The organism is Pseudomonas sp. MEJ086 (assembly GCF_030209025.1).
In the GTDB taxonomy this organism is placed as follows: domain Bacteria; phylum Pseudomonadota; class Gammaproteobacteria; order Pseudomonadales; family Pseudomonadaceae; genus Aquipseudomonas; species Aquipseudomonas fulva_A.
Genome location: NZ_JARVSV010000009.1, coordinates 97,519 through 116,813, shown reverse-complemented (window position 1 = coordinate 116,813; position 19,295 = coordinate 97,519). Strand labels below are relative to the sequence as shown.

The 19,295-nt window shown below is 61.4% G+C and carries 17 protein-coding genes and 5 tRNA genes; 4 read left to right on the top strand and 18 right to left on the bottom strand.

Going from position 1 to position 19,295, the window contains the following annotated elements:
- Nucleotides 1-45: 45 nt before the first annotated feature.
- Nucleotides 46-492 carry an Hsp20 family protein gene (locus QRN22_RS08510; protein ID WP_042553073.1) on the bottom strand — a complete coding sequence of 149 codons (447 nt, stop codon included), beginning with the start codon at nucleotides 490-492 and terminating at the stop codon, nucleotides 46-48.
- 116 nt (nucleotides 493-608) lie between these two features.
- On the opposite strand from QRN22_RS08510, the gene QRN22_RS08505 reads away from it, so the two are divergent.
- Entirely contained in the window at nucleotides 609-1,355 is a 747-nt protein-coding gene (locus QRN22_RS08505) for an SDR family oxidoreductase (protein WP_042553074.1), read from the top strand.
- 9 nt (nucleotides 1,356-1,364) lie between these two features.
- Here the strand turns inward: QRN22_RS08505 and QRN22_RS08500 are convergent, their stop codons facing one another.
- Entirely contained in the window at nucleotides 1,365-2,342 is a 978-nt protein-coding gene (locus tag QRN22_RS08500; protein WP_042553075.1) for a tRNA dihydrouridine synthase, read from the bottom strand.
- A gap of 182 nt (nucleotides 2,343-2,524) precedes the next feature.
- Between QRN22_RS08500 and QRN22_RS08495 the strand changes: the two genes are divergently transcribed.
- A complete protein-coding gene (locus QRN22_RS08495; protein WP_042553076.1) occupies nucleotides 2,525-2,914 on the top strand; it encodes a hypothetical protein in 390 nt (129 codons plus the stop codon).
- 3 nt (nucleotides 2,915-2,917) lie between these two features.
- Here QRN22_RS08495 and QRN22_RS08490 read toward each other — a convergent pair whose 3' ends face one another.
- The 9 genes from QRN22_RS08490 to uvrB all read right to left on the bottom strand — a co-directional run bounded on the left by QRN22_RS08490 (nucleotide 2,918) and on the right by uvrB (nucleotide 10,042).
- Nucleotides 2,918-3,352 (bottom strand): acyl-CoA thioesterase, encoded by a 435-nt coding sequence (locus tag QRN22_RS08490; RefSeq protein WP_042553077.1) that lies wholly within the window; start codon nucleotides 3,350-3,352, stop codon nucleotides 2,918-2,920.
- A gap of 246 nt (nucleotides 3,353-3,598) precedes the next feature.
- Nucleotides 3,599-3,674: transfer RNA gene (locus QRN22_RS08485), tRNA-Glu, on the bottom strand.
- Nucleotides 3,675-3,721: 47 nt separating this feature from the next.
- Nucleotides 3,722-3,797, bottom strand: a tRNA-Ala gene (locus tag QRN22_RS08480).
- A gap of 49 nt (nucleotides 3,798-3,846) precedes the next feature.
- Nucleotides 3,847-3,922, bottom strand: a tRNA-Glu gene (locus tag QRN22_RS08475).
- A 58-nt stretch (nucleotides 3,923-3,980) separates the two neighbouring features.
- A tRNA-Ala gene (locus tag QRN22_RS08470) sits at nucleotides 3,981-4,056 on the bottom strand.
- 146 nt (nucleotides 4,057-4,202) lie between these two features.
- Nucleotides 4,203-5,684, bottom strand: coding sequence for a glutamate--tRNA ligase (gene gltX, locus QRN22_RS08465; protein ID WP_042553078.1), 1,482 nt, complete (start codon nucleotides 5,682-5,684; stop codon nucleotides 4,203-4,205).
- Between the two features lie 131 nt (nucleotides 5,685-5,815).
- The gene (locus QRN22_RS08460; protein ID WP_042553079.1) at nucleotides 5,816-7,429 is read right to left on the bottom strand and encodes an FMN-binding glutamate synthase family protein; all 1,614 of its coding nucleotides are present in this window, start codon (nucleotides 7,427-7,429) and stop codon (nucleotides 5,816-5,818) included.
- Between the two features lie 79 nt (nucleotides 7,430-7,508).
- The gene (locus QRN22_RS08455; RefSeq protein ID WP_042553080.1) at nucleotides 7,509-8,030 is read right to left on the bottom strand and encodes a nucleoside 2-deoxyribosyltransferase; all 522 of its coding nucleotides are present in this window, start codon (nucleotides 8,028-8,030) and stop codon (nucleotides 7,509-7,511) included.
- Complete coding sequence (gene uvrB, locus QRN22_RS08450) at nucleotides 8,027-10,042, bottom strand: excinuclease ABC subunit UvrB (protein WP_042553081.1); 2,016 nt, start codon at nucleotides 10,040-10,042, stop codon at nucleotides 8,027-8,029. The genes QRN22_RS08455 and uvrB overlap by 4 nt, the downstream gene beginning before the upstream one ends.
- 187 nt (nucleotides 10,043-10,229) lie before the next feature.
- On the opposite strand from uvrB, the gene QRN22_RS08445 reads away from it, so the two are divergent.
- Nucleotides 10,230-11,426 (top strand): amino acid aminotransferase, encoded by a 1,197-nt coding sequence (locus QRN22_RS08445; RefSeq protein WP_042553082.1) that lies wholly within the window; start codon nucleotides 10,230-10,232, stop codon nucleotides 11,424-11,426.
- Nucleotides 11,427-11,493: 67 nt separating this feature from the next.
- Nucleotides 11,494-11,569: transfer RNA gene (locus QRN22_RS08440), tRNA-Asn, on the top strand.
- Nucleotides 11,570-11,922: 353 nt separating this feature from the next.
- Here the strand turns inward: QRN22_RS08440 and QRN22_RS08435 are convergent.
- The 7 genes from QRN22_RS08435 to fliD form a co-directional block, all read right to left on the bottom strand.
- Complete coding sequence (locus tag QRN22_RS08435) at nucleotides 11,923-13,332, bottom strand: sigma-54-dependent transcriptional regulator (protein WP_042553083.1); 1,410 nt, start codon at nucleotides 13,330-13,332, stop codon at nucleotides 11,923-11,925.
- Nucleotides 13,333-13,334: 2 nt separating this feature from the next.
- Complete coding sequence (locus QRN22_RS08430; protein ID WP_042553084.1) at nucleotides 13,335-14,540, bottom strand: sensor histidine kinase; 1,206 nt, start codon at nucleotides 14,538-14,540, stop codon at nucleotides 13,335-13,337.
- A 223-nt stretch (nucleotides 14,541-14,763) separates the two neighbouring features.
- Nucleotides 14,764-16,236, bottom strand: a complete 1,473-nt coding sequence (locus tag QRN22_RS08425) for a sigma-54 dependent transcriptional regulator (protein WP_042553085.1) — start codon at nucleotides 16,234-16,236, stop codon at nucleotides 14,764-14,766.
- Between the two features lie 235 nt (nucleotides 16,237-16,471).
- Complete coding sequence (locus QRN22_RS08420; protein ID WP_042553086.1) at nucleotides 16,472-16,768, bottom strand: flagellar protein FliT; 297 nt, start codon at nucleotides 16,766-16,768, stop codon at nucleotides 16,472-16,474.
- Nucleotides 16,769-16,794: 26 nt separating this feature from the next.
- Nucleotides 16,795-17,175: a flagellar export chaperone FliS gene (gene fliS, locus QRN22_RS08415; protein WP_042553087.1), complete on the bottom strand. Its 381-nt coding sequence runs from the start codon at nucleotides 17,173-17,175 to the stop codon at nucleotides 16,795-16,797.
- A 244-nt stretch (nucleotides 17,176-17,419) separates the two neighbouring features.
- Nucleotides 17,420-17,806 (bottom strand): flagellar export chaperone FliS, encoded by a 387-nt coding sequence (gene fliS / locus QRN22_RS08410; RefSeq protein WP_042553088.1) that lies wholly within the window; start codon nucleotides 17,804-17,806, stop codon nucleotides 17,420-17,422.
- Nucleotides 17,807-19,225: a flagellar filament capping protein FliD gene (gene fliD, locus QRN22_RS08405; protein WP_042553089.1), complete on the bottom strand. Its 1,419-nt coding sequence runs from the start codon at nucleotides 19,223-19,225 to the stop codon at nucleotides 17,807-17,809.
- Between the last annotated feature and the right edge of the window lie 70 nt (nucleotides 19,226-19,295).

The window sequence follows — 19,295 nt, the reverse complement described above, 5'->3', positions numbered from 1 at the left end:
AAGGCGCCACCCGGGCGCCTTTTCTCTCATTGCCGAAGCGAGAAATCAGCTCTCCAGCGCCGGACGCGCAGCGCCGATCGGGATACGCTTGGCCTTGGCCTCTTCCGGAACCAGACGCTCCAGCTCGATATTGAGCAGGCCGTTGACCAGATTGGCGCCTTTGACTTCGATATGGTCAGCCAACCGGAACGACAGCTTGAAGGAGCGCTGGGCGATGCCCTGATACAGGTAGGTAACGTTGTCGCCATTGCCCGCGCGCTTGCCCCCGGTCACGGTCAGCACACCGCGCTCGACCTGCAGATCCAGATCTTCATCCTGGAAACCAGCGGCTGCGATGACGATGCGGTACTGATCATCGGCATGCTTTTCGACGTTGTAGGGCGGATAGCTGCTGCTCGTCTCGTTGCGCATGGCGGACTCGAACAGGTCGTTGAAGCGGTCGAAGCCGATGGACTGACGAAACAGCGGGGTCATGGAAAAAGCGTTGCTCATGTTGAATCTCCTGATTTTTCAGCGAGTGATAAGGTGCGAGACCCGACTTCGGCATCCCGCAGTACTGAAAATGTGGACCGCCAAAAAAATTTCAAGGGCTGAAAATGGAGTTTTCGATGAGCAAAGTGATCCTGATTACCGGCGCCAGCCGGGGCATTGGTGCCGCCACCGCTCGCCTGGCTGCGCAGCGTGGCTATGCCGTAGCGATCAACTATCGCCAGCAGGCCAGCGTGGCCGAAGCGCTGGCCGGTGAAATTGTCGAAGCTGGCGGCACAGCCCTGGCACTACAGGCAGACGTAGCAGACGAAGCGCAGGTGCACCGGCTTTTCGCCGAGATCGACGAGCATCTGGGGCGTCTCGACGCGCTGGTCAACAATGCCGGCATCCTGGAGCAGCAGATGCGCCTGGAGGCGATGAGCCTCGAACGCTGGCAGCGAGTCTTCGCCACCAACGTATTCGGCAGCTTCCTGTGCAACCGTGAAGCGGTGAAGCGTATGTCCACCCGCCAGGGCGGCCGCGGCGGGGCCATCGTCAACGTTTCATCGATCGCCGCCCGCCTGGGCGCTCCGGAGGAATACGTCGATTACGCGGCTGCCAAAGGTGCCGTCGACAGCATGACGATTGGCCTGGCCAACGAACTGGCCGCCGACGGTATCCGCGTCAACGCGGTGCGCCCCGGGGTGATCGACACCGAGATCCACGCCAGCGGCGGCGAGCCGGAGCGTGTCGCCCGCGTTGCCGGGAGCATTCCCCTGGCGCGTGGCGGGCGCGCGGAAGAAGTGGCCGAAGCCATTCTGTGGCTGGCCAGCGAACAGGCCTCCTACACCACCGGCGCGCTGCTGGACGTCAGTGGCGGCCGTTGAGCGACCTGGCTAGCCTGCCTCACGGCCCTGATCGCGCGGCGCGAAAGCGACACCGAGCAACGCATCGATGTGCTCGCAACTGGTTTCGCGGCGCACCTGGGCGAACAGCTCAACGGCTTGCGGGTAACTGCGGGTAAGCATGGCCAGCCACTGCTTGAGCCGCCCCGGCGCATAGCGAGGGGAAATCTTGCGCCGTGCCTGCAACCAGAAGTCGGCCAGCAGCGGCTGCAGCTCCTCCCAGGTCATCACCCCGGCATCCTGCCCTGCCCGCGCAGCAGCGATCTGCCGCGCCAAGTCGGGCCGCGCGACCACGCCACGACCGAGCATGATGTCTTCGACGCCGCTCACCTCGCGGCAGCGCCGCCAGTCTTCCAGCGACCAGATATCACCGTTGGCGTAGACCGGAACCGCTACCGCCTCCTGAACCCGCGCCACCCACTCCCAGTGGGCCGGAGGCTTGTAACCCTCGACCTTGGTGCGGGCATGCACGACGATCTGCGACGCGCCACCTTCAGCGAGGGCCTGGGCACAATCGATGGCCCAGTCCTTGTGGTCGAACCCCAGGCGCATCTTGGCTGTAACGGGGATGGCGGCCGGCACGCTGCGGCGCACCTCGCAAAGAATCGCGTGCAACAGCTCCGGCTCCTTGAGCAGCACCGCCCCGCCCCGTGATTTGTTCACGGTCTTCGCCGGGCAGCCGAAGTTGAGGTCGATCACTGGCGCGCCAAGCTTGCAGGCGTAGGCGGCGTTGTCACCGAGGCATTGCGGGTCTGAGCCGAGCAGTTGCACGCGCAGCGGCGTACCCGCGGCGGTCCTGGCACCACTGAACAACTCGGGAGCCAGCTTGCGGTAGGTGGATCGTGGCAATACCCGATCGGTGACACGAATGAACTCGGTGACGCACCAGTCGATGCCGCCGACCCGGGTCAGCACGTCGCGAAGGATTTCATCGACCAATCCTTCCATGGGCGCCAGGGCGATCTGCATAGCGACTCTCTCGAAAAATGACTGAAGCCCGACAAACACGGGAGGCGGCTGGAGCCGGTCACAGCCCCGAAAACGGCGCGTAGTGTAACGGCGACCGACCAGCCAGGACAGCTACCGGTGAGCTGAACGTCCGACTGCCGCACGCAGTCCATTGCAATACCGATGCCTCGCCTGGAGCCCCAATGAGCCGACCTCTACTGACCGGCAGCCTGCTTGCCCTGCTGCTGCCCGCGCCCGCGGCCCTCGCGACAACGCCCATCTCCGAGGGCGTACCGATCGATCCGGCAGCCAGCGCCAAGCTCATCGTCAGTCGCGACCGCAACGCGCCGAATGCCTGCGACTTGCAGTTGCGTGTCGACGAGCAGTTAGTGGTGCCGATACCCGCAGGCGAAAGCGTGACACTGGACGTACCCAGCGGCGAGCGCAGCGTCGTGCTCACGCCGTCGCGGGAAGGCTTCTGCGCGCAGATCGATCTGGTCAGCAGTCAGTCGATCCTGCTGCAGCCCGGCGAAGTGCGGCGCTATCAGGCGATCTACGAAGAGCAGAAACTGTTTCTGGCGCCGCAGCAGTAGTACCTAGGAACTCGGCAGCGCCTTGCCGTAGCCCTCGATGAACTCGGCGGGCATGCGTTTCGGCTTACCGGTGGATAGCTCGATGCAAACGAAGGTGGTTTTTGCGCGAAGCAGCGTAGCGCCGTCCTGCGGGCGAACCAGCTGGAAGCAGCGATCCATCTTCAAGCGCTGATCGGACTCGACGATCCAGGTGCCGATCAACAACGCCTGACCTTCGTAGGCACTGCTCAGGTAGTCGATCTCGTGACGCACCACCGCCATGGCGCGATCGAGGCGCCGGTACTCGACCAGATCCAGCCCGAGCGATTGCGAGTGGCGCCAGGCGCAACGCTCCAGCCAGGTAACGTAGACGGCATTGTTGGCATGCCCGAGGCCGTCGATGTCCTCACTGCCGACCAGCAGTTCGAGGGTGAAGGGATTGGGGCGATCCCACTTCACGAGTGACGCCCCGGACTGACGGCCAGCTCTCGTGCAGACCGTCGCGCAGCATCCATTGTCAGCCTCATACAACCTTCCTCTATCGACCAGCCCCTGTTCAGAGCCAGACATTAGGGGCTTTGGCTGCCGCCACGCAAGCCACATCTGAGACCATGCGCTTGGCCGACACGCTTTTTCGAACGCACAAAAACAAAAGGGCCACTTCGTGAGAAGTGACCCTTAAAAATCCCGCAGAGCGGGCAAAAATGGCGTCCCCTAGGGGACTCGAACCCCTGTTACCGCCGTGAAAGGGCGGTGTCCTAGGCCACTAGACGAAGGGGACGAAACCTTCGAAGAACAAGGCCAGCACTAGGCTGGCCTGTCGTGGATTGGTGGAGCTAGACGGGATCGAACCGTCGACCTCTTGCATGCCATGCAAGCGCTCTCCCAGCTGAGCTATAGCCCCAGAACCTTTCGGTCTGGCTGCAATGCCGAAGCACTGCAGCTGGAAATAATGGCGTCCCCTAGGGGACTCGAACCCCTGTTACCGCCGTGAAAGGGCGGTGTCCTAGGCCACTAGACGAAGGGGACGCAAAGCCCTTCTTTACAACTCAACCTGTTCCGAGGAACCGGTTGTGGCTATCGAGATTGGTGGAGCTAGACGGGATCGAACCGTCGACCTCTTGCATGCCATGCAAGCGCTCTCCCAGCTGAGCTATAGCCCCATCTCGAGGACGGGGCGCATGTTAAGTGCGGCCCCGCACCCTGTCAACAAAATTTTAGCCGGTGATGCGTTTTTTTTCGCTGACATAACAAACACTTACCTATCCAACCCGGTGTATCGGCAGGGAAAACGACCGGTGGCCAGGTATCAGGCGATGCTGGCCAGGAGTTTTTCCCATTCCTTGTTCTCTTTCTTCGACACGCCACCGAGCAACTCGATGGCCTGGCGCAGACGAAAACGGGTGAGATCCGGACCGAGGATTTCCATGGCGTCGAGTACCGACACCGAACTGGCCTGCCCGGTGACGGCAGCGAACATCAGCGGCATGGCATCGCGCAGTTTCAGCTCCTGGTGTTCGACCACCGCCTGAATGCAGCCGGTGATGCGCTCTTTCTCCCACTGCCGCAGGGCCTCGAGCTTCCACAGGATCAGTTGCATGAGCTGGCGCACCTGATCGTCGGAGAGCTTCTTGTGAGCGAACAGCGCTTTGTCCGGCTGCACTGCGCCGGCAAAGAAGAAGCTGGCCAGGGGAGCGATCTGGCTGAAGGTTTCCACCCTGCCCTGTACATGCGGAGCGATCTGCATCAAGTAGTCGCTGTTGAACGCCCATTTCTGCACACCGGCGGCGAATTCTTCGACGCTCAGATCACGCATCCACTGACCGTTGAGCCAGGACAGCTTCTCCAGATCGAAAATCGGCCCACCCAGGGAAACACGCTGTACATCGAAGTTGGCGACCATCTCGTCCAGGGTGAACTTCTCGCGCTCGTCCGGCATGGACCAGCCCATGCGGCCCAGGTAGTTGAGCATCGCCTGAGGGAGGAAGCCCATGCGTTCGTAGAAGGTGATCGAGGTCGGGTTCTTGCGCTTGGACAGCTTGCTCTTGTCCGGATTGCGCAACAGCGGCATGTAGCACAGCTGCGGTTTTTCCCAACCGAAGTACTCGTACAGCAGGATCAGCTTGGGCGCCGACGGCAGCCACTCTTCGCCGCGCAGCACATGGGTGATCTTCATCAGGTGGTCGTCGACCACGTTGGCGAGGAAGTAGGTCGGCAGGCCATCGGTCTTCATCAGCACCTGCATGTCCATGCGATCCCAAGGAATCTCGACATCGCCGCGCAGCATGTCGGGCACCACGCAGATACCCTCGCTCGGCACCTTCATGCGGATCACATGGGGCTCACCGGCAGCCAGGCGACGCTGCACGTCCTCTTCGGAAAGCAGCAGGCCACGACCGTCGTAGCGCGGCGTCTCGCCACGGGCGGTCTGTTCGGCACGCATCTGGTCGAGCTCTTCCGGGGTGCAGAAGCAGTAGAAGGCATGGCCCTTCTCGACCAGCTCCAGCGCGTACTTGCGATAGATCTCGCCGCGCTCGCTCTGCCGGTATGGACCATAAGGACCGCCAACGTCCGGGCCTTCGTTCCACTCGATACCCAGCCAGCGCAAAGCGTCATAGATCTGCTGTTCCGACTCGCGGGTCGAACGCACCTGATCGGTGTCTTCGATACGCAGGATGAACTCACCACCGTGCTGACGGGCGAAGCACAGGTTGAACAGGGCGATGTAGGCAGTGCCGACATGGGGATCGCCGGTTGGCGACGGTGCGATGCGAGTACGGACGGTGGTCATGGAAAATCCCGGGACAATGGGGCGAAAACCGGCATGAGGCAGGACCTGAAGGGTTTCCGCGGAAAGTGCGAATAGTAGCAGGGCCAGCCCCGATGGCTCCAGAGCGGCGCCCGCGCGGCCGTGAGCAGACCCTAGCCAGGATAGGCCTCGAAGCTGTCTGCCCGTGCCATCTGCCACATGCGCCCGTAGAACTCACCCTCGATATGCGCATTCAGTAGCGCGCCAGGCTTGAGGAATACATGCAACTGCGAGTAGAGCTTGATCTCGCTGGCCGACATGCGCCGCACCAGATGCCGTGCTTCGAGCTGCGACGGATGGCTCAGGCCTGCGGCCGCCAGCATCTCGGCGAGCCCCTTGAGGGTGTTGCGATGAAAACTGTGTACGCGCTCGGCCTTGTCAGGCACCACCAGCGCACGTTGCCGCAAAGCGTCCTGGGTCGCCACGCCGGTCGGGCACTTGTTGGTGTGGCAGCTCTGGCTCTGAATACAGCCCACAGCGAACATGAAGCCGCGGGCCGAATTCGCCCAATCGGCACCAAGCGCCAGAACGCTGGCGATGTCGAATGCACTGACGATCTTGCCGCTGGCGCCGATGCGAATCTTGTCGCGCAGACCACAGCCGACCAGGGTGTTGTGCACGAACAGCAGGCCTTCGCGCAAGGGCACGCCGATATGATCAGTGAACTCCAGAGGCGCGGCACCGGTACCGCCCTCTGCGCCGTCGATGACGATGAAGTCCGGCAGGACGCCACTCTCCAGCATGGCCTTGGCAATGCCCATGAACTCCCAGGGATGGCCCAGGCAAAGCTTGAAGCCCACCGGCTTGCCGCCGGACAGTTCGCGCAGTTGAGCGATGAACTGCATCATCTCCAGCGGCGTGGAAAAGGCACTGTGCCGTGAGGGTGACACGCAATCCTCCCCCATGGGCACGCCACGGGTAGCGGAAATCTCTTCGGTAACCTTGTGCTTGGGCAGGATGCCGCCATGGCCAGGCTTGGCGCCCTGGCTGAGCTTGATCTCGATCATCCGCACCTGAGGACTTTGTGCCTGGGTGGCGAAACGCTCGGGGTCGAACGCACCGGCCGCCGTACGGCAGCCGAAATACCCGCTGCCCAGCTCCCAGACCAGATCACCGCCGTGCTCGCGGTGATAGGGGCTGATACTGCCCTCCCCGGTGTCGTGATAGAAGTTGCCGCGCTTGGCGCCCTGGTTGAGCGCACGAATGGCGTTGGCACTGAGCGAGCCAAAGCTCATCGCCGAAATATTGAATACCGACGCCTCGTAGGGCTGCCGGCATTGCGGCCCACCGATCATCACCCGGAAACCGCAAGGATCGCTGACCGTTGCCGGGCGCATGGAGTGGCTGATGAACTCATAACCGGACTGATAGACGTTGATCAGGGTGCCGAACGGCTTGTCGGCGCCGTCGTTCTTGGCTCGCGCATAGACCAGCGAGCGCTGGGCTCGCGAAAATGGCAGCTCATCCTCGTCGGCCTCCAGCAGGTACTGGCGAATCTCGGGGCGAATGGCTTCGACCAGATAGCGGATATGGCCGAGAATCGGGTAATTACGGCGTACCGCATGGCGCCTCTGCAGCACGTCGGTGATGCCAACCAGGCTCAGAAAAGCACCGATCAGGGTGAACATCCATAGCCATTCATGGGCGCCAACCCATGGCAGGCTGGCCAGGGTAAAGAGCACACAGAAAGCAAAAAAGGCGTAACGGTTCAACAGCGACAGGCTCACGGGACATCCTTATCTTGAGTAAGGTTTCCCAAGCATACACCGCTGACAGCGGATGAGCGGTCGCCGAGCCCGCATCGGTTCAGCGGCGGCTGGCAGCCAGGCCGAGCAGATAATCGTGCAGCGCCGGCACGGCCAGCTCGACACTGTCGCTGCAGCCGGCCCAGGAACAGGCCAGCATCAGGTTGCGCGGCAGGCCGAAATCCTCGATCAGGAAGCCCTCGGCGTCACGTCCCCGAGCGTCTCCAGGCAACCACTCACGCATGCTGCCCTGGGCCTGAAAGTAGGCCCAGACGGGCTTGCCGAGGGCTACCGCTGCACCGATTTCGAAGGCCGTCCCGGAGTCAGGCTCGAAGCCTCTGAACAGGTTCAGGTTGGCCAGCACGGCATCCGCCTCGCGGATCATCGCCAGGTTCAACCGATATATCTGCGCCGCGCATTCGGCTGGCGCGAGATCGGCCGCGACCTCGTTATCGAATGGATAGAGGCCCTGCATGCCTTGCTCACGGCACAGACGCTTCAGGTATTCGCCATGCTCGACCGCATCGCGCCTGAACACGTCGAAACCGGCCAGGTAGATACGCGGTTTGCCAACTCCACTCATACCGCCAGTAGCCGCTCACGGAGTTTCTGAATGTCGTCACGCATCTGCGCAGCTGCCTCGAACTCCAGATCGCGTGCCAACTGGTACATCTTCTCCTCCAGTTGACGAATACGCTTGGTGATCTCGGAAGGCGAGCGCAACTCGGCTTCGTAACGGGCGCTTTCTTCCGCCGCCTTGGCCATGCCCTTGCGTTTGTTGCTGCGCGCGCCAGGCACCACGGCCCCTTCGAGGATGTCCTTGACGTCCTTGAAGACGCCCTTGGGCACGATGCCGTTGGCCTCGTTGAAGGCCACCTGCTTCTCGCGGCGCCTTTCGGTTTCGCCGATGGCGCGCTCCATGGAGCCGGTCATGCGATCGGCGTAGAGGATGGCATGGCCATTGAGGTTACGCGCCGCGCGGCCAATGGTCTGGATCAGCGACCGCTCGCTGCGCAGGAAGCCTTCCTTGTCGGCATCGAGAATCGCCACCAGCGCCACTTCGGGCATATCCAGGCCCTCGCGCAGCAGGTTGATGCCGACCAGCACGTCGAAGGTGCCGATACGCAGATCACGGATGATTTCCACCCGCTCCACGGTGTCGATGTCCGAGTGCAGGTAGCGCACCTTGACGCCGTGATCGCCCAGGTAGTCGGTCAAGTCCTCGGCCATGCGCTTGGTCAGCGTGGTGACCAGCACGCGCTGCTCGAGGGCGACACGCTTGTGAATCTCCGAAAGCAGGTCATCGACCTGGGTGCGCGCCGGGCGCACCTCGACTTCGGGGTCGACCAGACCGGTCGGCCGCACCACCTGCTCGATCACCCGGCCGGCATGTTCGGCCTCGTAGGGCCCAGGCGTGGCAGAGACGAAGATGGTCTGCGGGCTGGCTGCCTCCCACTCTTCGAAACGCATCGGCCGGTTATCCAGCGCCGACGGCAGGCGAAAGCCGTACTCGACCAGGGTTTCCTTGCGCGAGCGGTCGCCTTTGTACATCGCGCCGACCTGCGGCACGCTGACGTGGGACTCGTCGATCACCAGCAAGGCCTCGGCGGGCAGATAATCGTAGAGCGTCGGCGGTGGCGCCCCCGAATCGCGCCCCGAGAGGTAGCGCGAGTAGTTTTCGATGCCGTTGCAGTAACCCAGCTCGAGGATCATCTCCAGATCGAAGCGGGTGCGCTGTTCGAGGCGCTGCGCTTCCACCAGTTTGTTGGCGCCACGCAGGTAGTCCAGACGATCCTTGAGCTCGACCTTGATCTTCTCCATCGCCTCGAGCAGCGTGTCGCGCGGCGTCACGTAGTGGCTCTTGGGATAGAAGGTGAAACGCGGCAGGCGGCTGATCACTTCGCCGGTCAGCGGATCGAAGGCGCTGATGTTCTCGACCTCGTCATCGAACAGCTCGACGCGGATCGCCTCCAGGTCGGATTCGGCCGGAAAAATATCGATGACATCACCGCGCACCCGGAAGGTTGCGCGGGCGAAATCCATGTCGTTGCGGGTGTATTGCAGCTCTGCCAGGCGGCGCAGTAGCGCACGCTGATCCATCTTGTCGCCACGGTCGAGGTGCAGCACCATTTTCAGGTACTCCTCGGGACTGCCCAGACCGTAGATCGAGGAGACGGTACAGACCACGATGACGTCCTTGCGCTCGATCAGCGCCTTGGTCGCCGACAGGCGCATTTGCTCGATGTGGTCGTTGATCGACGCATCCTTCTCGATGAAGGTGTCCGACGACGGCACATAGGCCTCGGGCTGGTAGTAGTCGTAGTAGGAGACGAAGTACTCCACCGCGTTGTTCGGGAAGAACGACTTGAATTCGCCATACAGCTGCGCGGCCAGGGTCTTGTTCGGCGCCAGCACCAGCGTTGGTCGTTGTACCTTGGCGATGACGTTGGCGATGCTGAAGGTCTTGCCGGAGCCCGTCACGCCGAGCAGCGTCTGGTGCGACAGGCCTGCCTCCAGGCCCTCGATCATCTGCCGGATCGCCTCGGGCTGATCGCCGGCGGGCTGGAAACGGGTGACCAGTTGGAACTCGGACATAAATACCTCAAAAGGCTGTGACGCCGCGAAAGAGCTGGCGTCATACCTGGTGTACGCTGTCGCGACACAGAATATGGGCCGCTATACTAACGGCCCGCTTGCGCAACCCCTAGTCTCAGTTGCCGGGGTTGCTCTAAGAACGTAAATCGGTTTCTAAACCCACCCTCACTACAGAGCTGCCGCCCTCATGAGTCTGTTCTCCGCCGTCGAAATGGCTCCGCGCGATCCTATCCTGGGCCTCAACGAAGCATTCAACGCCGATACACGCACGGACAAGGTCAACCTTGGCGTGGGTGTCTACACCAACGAAGAAGGTCGCATTCCCCTGCTGCGTGCCGTGATCGAAGCGGAAACCGCATTGACCGCCGCCCACGCACCCCGTGGCTACCTGCCGATCGAAGGCATCGCTGCCTACGACAAGGCCGTGCAGAAACTGCTGCTGGGCAACGACTCGCCACTGATCCAGCAAGGCCGCGTGATCACTACCCAGGCCATCGGCGGCACCGGCGCCCTGAAAACCGGCGCTGATTTTCTCAAGCGCCTGCTCCCCGACGCGACCGTCGCCATCAGCGACCCGAGCTGGGAAAACCACCGCGCGCTGTTCGAAACCGCTGGTTTCCCAGTGCGCAACTACCGCTATTACGATGCCTTCAGCAATGGCGTCAACCGGGGCGGCCTGCTCGAAGACCTGAAGAACCTGCCGGCTCGCTCCATCGTCGTCCTGCATGCTTGCTGCCACAACCCTACCGGTGTCGATCTGACGCCCGAAGACTGGCAAGCGGTGCTGGAAATCGTGCGCGAGCGTGAACATGTGCCCTTCCTCGATATCGCCTATCAGGGTTTCGGCGACGGTATTGAAGAAGACGCCGCCGCGGTGCGTTTGTTCGCCCAATCTGGCCTGACCTTCTTCATCTCCAGCTCGTTCTCCAAATCATTCTCGCTGTACGGCGAGCGTGTCGGCGCCCTGACCATCGTCACCGGCGACCAGGAAGAGACCGGCCGCGTGCTGTCGCAGGTCAAACGCGTGATCCGCACCAACTACTCCAACCCGCCGACCCATGGCGCCAGCGTAGTCGCTGCCGTACTCAACAGCCCTGAGCTGCGCGTGATGTGGGAAACCGAACTGGGTGAAATGCGCGATCGCATCCGCACCATGCGCCTGGCCATGGTGGAGCAACTCGCTGCCCTGAACGCCAAGCGCGACTTCAGCTTCGTCGCCGAACAGCGTGGCATGTTCTCCTACTCGGGGCTGACCACCGAACAGGTCGAGCGCCTGCGTAGCGAGTTCGGCATCTACGCCGTGGGCACCGGCCGCATCTGCGTGGCCGCACTGAACACCCGCAACCTGCCAGTCGTCACCAAGGCCATCGCCGAAGTGCTTTGAGTGGCTGGAGGGGAAGCAGGCAGATGCTTGACTTCCCCTTCGTAATCAGTAGGATACGCGTCGTTGTTCCGCGATAGCTCAGTCGGTAGAGCAAATGACTGTTAATCATTGGGTCCCTGGTTCGAGTCCAGGTCGCGGAGCCAAATTCAAGAAACCCGGCCAATCGGCCGGGTTTTTTATTGCCTGCGACTCTCCCAGGGACTACATCCCAGGCTATTCGCTTCGCTCACTCCCACGGTGCCGCGCTGAAGCGCGTTCAGATCTAGGGTGGGCTTCAGCCCACCAATACCGCCAAGCGCGAGGAGCGACCTGATGATTCGTTCACGCCACGGACAAGCTGGCGATAGCGGATATTCGATGTGGTGGGCTAAAGCCCACCCTACAGCGGGGGTAGCGACGCCTGGCTTGGTGGTGTAGCTGGCGCGTAACCCACCATACGATAGCTGCCTAGAACGCATGCAGGACTACGGCACGCTTTCAGAGCGCTTGCTCGCGCTCAGCTCGCGTAGAGATAGGCCTCGACATCCATACCGGCGTCACGCATCTGCGCAAGCTTGTAGCGCAACGTACGGGGGCTGATGCCGAGGCGCTCCGCGGCCTCCTTGCGGCGGCCTCGCTCGGCGCGCAGGATGTCGATGATCACCTGATACTCACGGCGGCGCAGATCCTCACCCAGCGCCCCGTCCGCCACGACAGGCTCAGGCGCAGATGGCGCTGCCATGCTCTGCACCACAGCCAACTGCGGCTGGGCGACCTGGGGCGGCTGAGCGAAGCCGATCGGCGCGGTTAGGCACAGGTCGTGAGGCTCGATGACGCCATTTTGCTGAAGAATGACCGCACGCTGGATGGCGTTGTCCAGCTCACGCACATTACCCGGCCAGGGATGGCTGGTCAGGCAGGCGACCGCCTGAGCGGAGAGGCGCAGCGGCGCCAGATTCATCTTGCCGACGTACTTGGCCAGTAGTCGCTCCGCCAGGGGCAGGATATCCGCCGGACGCTCACGCAGTGGTCGCCAGGCCAGTGGAAATACCGAGAGGCGGTAGAACAGATCCTCACGGAACCGCCCTGCCGCGACCTCAGCAGCCAAGTCACGGTTGCTGGTAGCAAGCACCCGAATATCCAGACTGATCGGCTTGCGCGCCCCGACCCGCTCGACCTCGCGCTCTTGCAGCACACGCAGTAGCTTGGCCTGCAGGGCGAGCGGCATCTCGGAGATCTCATCGAGCAGGATAGTGCCGCCCTCGGCCAGTTCGAACTTGCCCGGCGCACTGGCAACGGCTCCCGTGAACGCGCCCTTCTCGTGACCGAACAGGGTGGCTTCGAGCATGTTGTCCGGAATCGCTGCACAATTGATGGCCACGAACGGTCCAGCCGCGCGCGGCGACTGTTGATGGAGATAACGGGCCAGCACTTCCTTGCCGGTACCGGACTCCCCCGTGATCAGCACGTTGGAATCGCTACGTGCCACCCGCGCAGCCAGCTCCAGCAATTGCAGGCTGGCTGGTTCACGTGCCACGGGCCCGTCTTGCTCGAGCCCACCCGCACGGCCCAAGGCATGCCGTGCGACCAGCGCCAGCAGCACCTTGGGCTCGAACGGTTTGACCAGGTAATCGGCCGCACCGCGGCGTATCGCCTCGACCGCACGCTCCACAGCCGCGAACGCCGTCATCAACAGAACCGGCAATTGAGGCTGGCGCTCACGAATCTCAGCCAGCAGCCGATGGCCGTCCATGCCCGGCATGTTCACGTCGCTGATCACCAATCCGAAGGGTTCCTCGGCGATGGCAACCAGCGCCGCTTCGGCGCAGTCGACCGCTCGATAGTCATAGCCACCCAGCTCCAGGGTATCGGCCAGGGCCTGGCGCAGCGCGCGGTCGTCTTCAACCAGCAGGACTTTGGCAGCCATGGTCACTCCTGAATCGTGGGATGCGCTGACTTGATCAGCGGCAAAATCAACAAGGCACAGGTACCACGCCCTGGCCGCGAACGCAGTTGCAGCTCACCCTGGTGAGCTCTGGCAACGGCCTTGACCACTGCCAGCCCAAGGCCGGTTCCGGTGGTTTTGGTGGTGAAGAACGGTTCGCCCAGACGCGCCAGGGTTGCAGCGTCGATACCGGGCCCGTTGTCACTGATGCAAAAGCGCAAGGTGTCGCCACGCACATAGGCATGAACCTTGAGGCGCGCGCCCTGCCCCGCCGCCTGAATGGCGTTTTCCACCAGATTGAGCAGCGTGCCGACCAACGTGTCGCGGTTACACAACAGCTCGCCGCGCCAGGCGTCGCACTGCCAGCGCACGTCCACACCCTGCACCAGCGACTCGCCTGAGCGCCTGAACGCATCGAACAGCTGGCCCGGGGACAGACGATCCGACAGCGGCAGCTCACCACGGGCAAACACCAGCATGTCGCGCACCTGATGCTCCAATTCGTGCAGCCGCTCCTTCAGGCGACCTGCGAAACGCTGCTGCTGCTCCACCGGCAACACCTGATCGGTCAGGTGACTGGCGTATAGCAGCGCGGCGGACAACGGCGTACGCACCTGATGCGCCAGGGAGGCAACCATGCGCCCGAGGGCGCTCAGGCGTTCGTGGCGAGATAACTGATCCTGCAGACGACGGGTTTCCGTCAGGTCGGTAAGCAGGACCAGTTGCCCTGGTTCGCCCTGCAGCGAGCGCGTGGATATCGACAGACGCCGGCCATCGGTCAGCGAGATCTCATGACCATCGTCCTGTCGAGGCGCAAAACGCTGCGCGATCACTTCACGCCAGAGCCTGCCGAGCAGCGGCTCACCGAGCATGTCACGGGCAACGGGATTGGCCTCACGCACGACGCCGTGGCCATCGATCACCACCACGCCTCCGGGCAGCAGATCCAGCAGACTTTGCAGGCGATGAGCGAGGCGCTCTTTCTCGTTCAACTCCTGAACGCGCTGCTCACTGACCTGGGCCAGTTGACCAGTCAGTTCATTGACGCGATTTTCCAGAAGGCTGTAAGAGCTGCCAAGCCGACTCGACATCTGCTCGAACAAGGCCAGCGACTGCTCTAGATCCCCACGTTCCGCCCGCGCGGGCGTCGTGGGTTCGATCTGGGCATGTAGATGCGGGCTTGGTTTCATTGCGCTCTCTCGCGTGGCGAGCCGTCATGGAACGGTCAGTTGCCAAGGAGATAGCAATACTCATGCCTGAAAATAAAAACCTTTATTTTCAGGCAGATAGGGATTCATTGAGCGGGGCGCCGTCAATCGACTGACTGACAGGTCGTGCATTCTTGCACTGCCAGGAATCTGGCCCAGAGGCGGCAGCAGATCGCTGAGCCGCCATCTCGCTTCGGCCAGCGACCTACTCGTCGCCGGCCTCGTCCTCGCGCCGGCTCATGCCGTACTTGCGCATCTTCTCCACCAGGGTGGTACGACGAATGCGCAGCCGCTCGGCAGCACGCGCCACGATCCCGCCAGCGTCATCCAGCGCCTGCTGAATAAGACCCTGCTCCAGATTACCGAGGTAATCCTTCAGGTCCAGCCCCTCGGCAGGCAGCATGGCCGACGACCCCAGGCTTGGCGAAGCGGAGGTCAATACCGCACGCTCATCGAGCTCCTCGCGCAGGCTGGCCGCCATTTGCTCGTCTTCATCATCCACATGGCGGAACTTCTTCGGCAGCTCGCCAACGCCGATGACCCCATAGGGGTGCATGATCGCCATGCGCTCGACCAGGTTGGCCAGCTCACGAACGTTGCCCGCCCAGTCATGTCGGCAGAGCGACATGATCGCTGCCGAATTGAATCGAATGGAGCCGCGCTTCTCGTGCTCCATGCGCGAAATCAATTCGTTCATCAGCAACGGAATATCTTCGATGCGCTCACGCAACGGCGCCATCTCGATGGGGAACACGTTGAGACGGTAATACAGATCCTCACGGAAACTTCCACCCTCGATCATGTTCTCGAGGTTCTTGTGCGTCGCGGCGATGATTCGTACATCGGCATTCTGGGTCTTGTTGCTGCCCACACGCTCGAAGGTGCGCTCCTGCAACACACGCAGCAACTTGACCTGCATGGGCAGCGGCATGTCGCCAATCTCGTCGAGGAACAGCGTACCGCCATTGGCCAGCTCGAAACGCCCGGCACGGCTGGTGATTGCGCCGGTGAAGGCCCCCTTCTCATGGCCGAACAATTCACTTTCCAGCAATTCCGCGGGAATCGCGCCGCAGTTCACTGGCACGAAGGGCGCTTCACGGCGCTTGGAATGGTAATGCAGGTTGCGCGCAACCACTTCCTTGCCGGTGCCCGACTCGCCGAGGATCAGCACGCTGGCTTCGGTATCGGCCACCTGCTGCATCATCTGCCGCACCTGCTGAATGGCCCGACTGGTGCCTACGAGGCTGCGAAACAGGTTCGGCTCACGCTGCCGACCACGCTCGCGAGCCTGGTCGTACATTTCGCGGTACACCTGGGTACGGTGCAGAGAATCCAGCAGCTTGTTGTAGCTGGGCGGCATTTCCAGCGTGGCGAGCACGCGACGGCGAAACTCTTCCGGCCATTCGGTGATGGCATGCTCGTCGATCAACAGCACAGGGAGAAACTCATCCCATGCAGCGAACTGCTTGAGCAGGTCCAGGGCTCCACCCTTGAGCCGGACCTCGCCGAGCAATACGCCAAGCACGACTCTGCTGGATTCCAACTGATCGGCCATCTCGCGCCAATCGCCACTGCCGCAGGCCAGATGATCCTCGCCGAGAAAATTGAGGATCACCGATACATCACGGCGTCGCTCGAGGTTGTCATCAATCAGCAGGAGTTTGGTTTCACGCCACATAGTTGGTCTGGCCCAGAAAGAAAAAGCCACCTAACGCCTTTTAGCGCCAGCATTTGGCCAGCAGTTAAGACAATTATTGGCGCTTAGTCAATTTTATGGCGTGTTTTTTTGTTAACTAAAAAATTGGCGGGGTGATATTTCGCGACAGCTGGTGGATTCATCCCGGTGCAGGGGTGAAGTCATGCGATGACGGGCAAGGCGCAGATCGCCTCGGCCCATGATCTGATTAGGCAGATCAGCCGAACAGCTGATAGACCTTAGCGCCTTGTTGCGATTGATTCAATTGAATCAACTCACCGGCCAGCCGCTGACGTTCGGCCTGACAGGCACTCACCAAATCCTTGTACAGATCCAACAGTTCCTGCATACGAGCGCGCAGGGCGCCGTCGTCATCCGCGGCATCGACCATTGCCTCTTCAACAGCCTGGCGGCATTGCAGGTCCAGTTCACCGATGGCAGCCCAGTCCTGGGTGGACAACGCCTGACGCATGGCGCTACCGGTGCTCTGCAAGCGCTGAACAGATGTATTCACGGGGATGCTCCTTTCACGCGTGCCTGTCACTGGGCGATTGCGTCCCAGCCGGTTTTTACATTACGCAGCAGACCGGCAACTTCATCGAGCGGCTCGACGCTGTTCTTCAGATTAGCTTCGAGCAAACGACGGGTCATGTAGTCGTACAGGTTATCCAGATTCTCGGCCAGTTCGCCACCCTGCTCCAGGTTCAGACCAGCACGCAGGCCACCGATGATGCCAATGGCTTTGCCGATCAGTTCACCCTTCATCGCGAACTGCTCACGCTCCATGGCACCACGCGCCTGAGCCAGACGAGTCAGGCCACCTTCCATCAACATCTGGATCAGACGATGCGGACTGGCATCGACGGCCTGAGCCTGAGTGTTGACGTTTTGATACTGACGCATAGCGGCCATGGCGTTCATGCTGATGTACTCCAGTGTACAGCGGGAATACTTAATGTATCGGCATGGCGGGCGTGAGCTTTAGCGGGGATTAATCATTAATGTAGATTCCAAGTCACACCATGAAACTGGCTGTCACCGAAGAGCGCACACGCTCAGACAACCAGAAATGGTGGCTCGCGCTGGAGCGCAACGACTCAACCGCCATGAGTAGGCGGCCTGCTCACTCTGAGGAAGGCAGTATGGCCGATCGCGGCAGAGCGGCTCAGCTTGCAGTGGGCTCGACCTCTGGGCCAATCGCTTTCCAGGCATCACGGATCTGCGTGAGCAATTCCTGCACTTCTTCCAACCTGCGCGGCGTCTCGTCGAGCGCTACGCCAACCAATCGGCGGTTGATGTAGTCATACAAGTTGTCGAGATTCTGCGCCAGCTCGCCGCCGAGCTCCTTGTCCAGGCTCGACTGCAGTACCGAGATGATGGAGATCGTGCCGCTGACCGCCTCACCGCGTAACCCGGGATTAGCCTGCTGCTGTGCCAGCAGCGCCAGTGAGATTCGCTCGATGGCGCCATCTAGAAGGAGGTGTACCGCCTGATAAGGCGTAACGACCTGACTGGTTTTGACGCTGTTGTAAGTATCGATAGGACCGTTCATTTAGCTACTCTTCTTCACTACACCGGGCAGACTGGAAAGCGTGTTCTGCAACTGACTGCTGGTACCATTCAACTGACCGACCAGAGCGTCCATCGCGTTGAACTGAGCAAGCAAGCGCTTCTGCATACTATCGACACGCAGCTTGAGATCTTCGGTTTGCTTCTTGATATCGGTTCGGGTGGACTCCAACGCCTGCATACGCTGCGAAAGGATGCCGCCCGTCTGGCTGTATGCAGCGACCTGACCATCGAGACGCTTCGCCAAGCCGGTATCACCAAGGAAAAATGACCCGACCGCATCGAAATTGCTTTTCAGTGCGGCATCGAGCTTGGTGTCCTCTATTTTCAGCGTACCGTCCTTCTGGGTGGTAATGCCCAGATCCGCCAGCACCTTCACACCATCACCGCCAACAGGGTTCACCAACTCGTTGCGAATACCGCCAAGCAGATTTCGAACGGTCGAGTCCCCTACAAGACCACCGACCAACGGCGTTCCATCCTCACCGACCTTGGTGACGCGGGTCAGATCGTTGGTGGTATTGATCAGCTTGTTATAGGCATCGACGAATTTCTTGATACCTGCTTTGACGCCGGCATTGTCCTCACCGACCTTGAGGGTCAGTGGCTTGTCCTTTTCGGTTGCCGCAAGCAACTCGAAGCTGACGTCAGCGATCGCACCCTTGATCGAGTTGGTCGGGCTGGTAAGCGCAAGACCATCGATGGAGAACTTGGCATTGGCCGCCTGGACGATAAATCCGGCAGCGGAGTCATCACCCGTAGCGAGCTTGTTACGACCATCGACACTGAGACCGGCAAGATCGCCACTGCCGGAAACGATGACGTCCTTGCCCTCGCCCGTCTCGTTACCACTGAAAACCAGGCGAGACTTGCCACTGGCAGGATCGTTGATCGTGCTGACGGTTACGCCCTTCCCCTTCAACGCGGTATTGAGCTGGTCACGAATACTGGCAAGGTCAGACCCTGCGGTAATCTTCACATCGATAGCGGTACCGCTTTCGCCGAGCTTGACACTCAGCGTCTCGTCGCCAGCTCCACTCTTGAAGGTGCCGTCCAGAGCTTTCGTCGCTACCTTGCTGGCCGAAGCGAGACTGTCCACGGTCACCTGGTAGTTGCCAGCTGATGCCGTCTTACCGGCAGTGGCCGTCAGCGCACTGGTGTTGGATGACGTGGCAGTACGTTTCTCGAACAGCGTCGCGCTGTTGAGATCCTTGAGCGAGGTCTGGAATTCGCCGAGCGCGCTGTTCAGTTGCCCCAAGCCAGACAGCTTGGTGGTCGTCGACGTCGACAGGCGCGCCAGCTGCGCTTCCTTGGGCGCCTTCTCGGCGTTGACCATCGCCGTAACCAAATCAGAGATGGGCAGCCCTGAGTTGATGCCTGTCGAAACTCCACCAATAGCCATAATCTACTCCGTCACGATATTGACGCTCATGCGTGAAAGTTCATTCAGTCCCATCCTGCATTCAAAAACC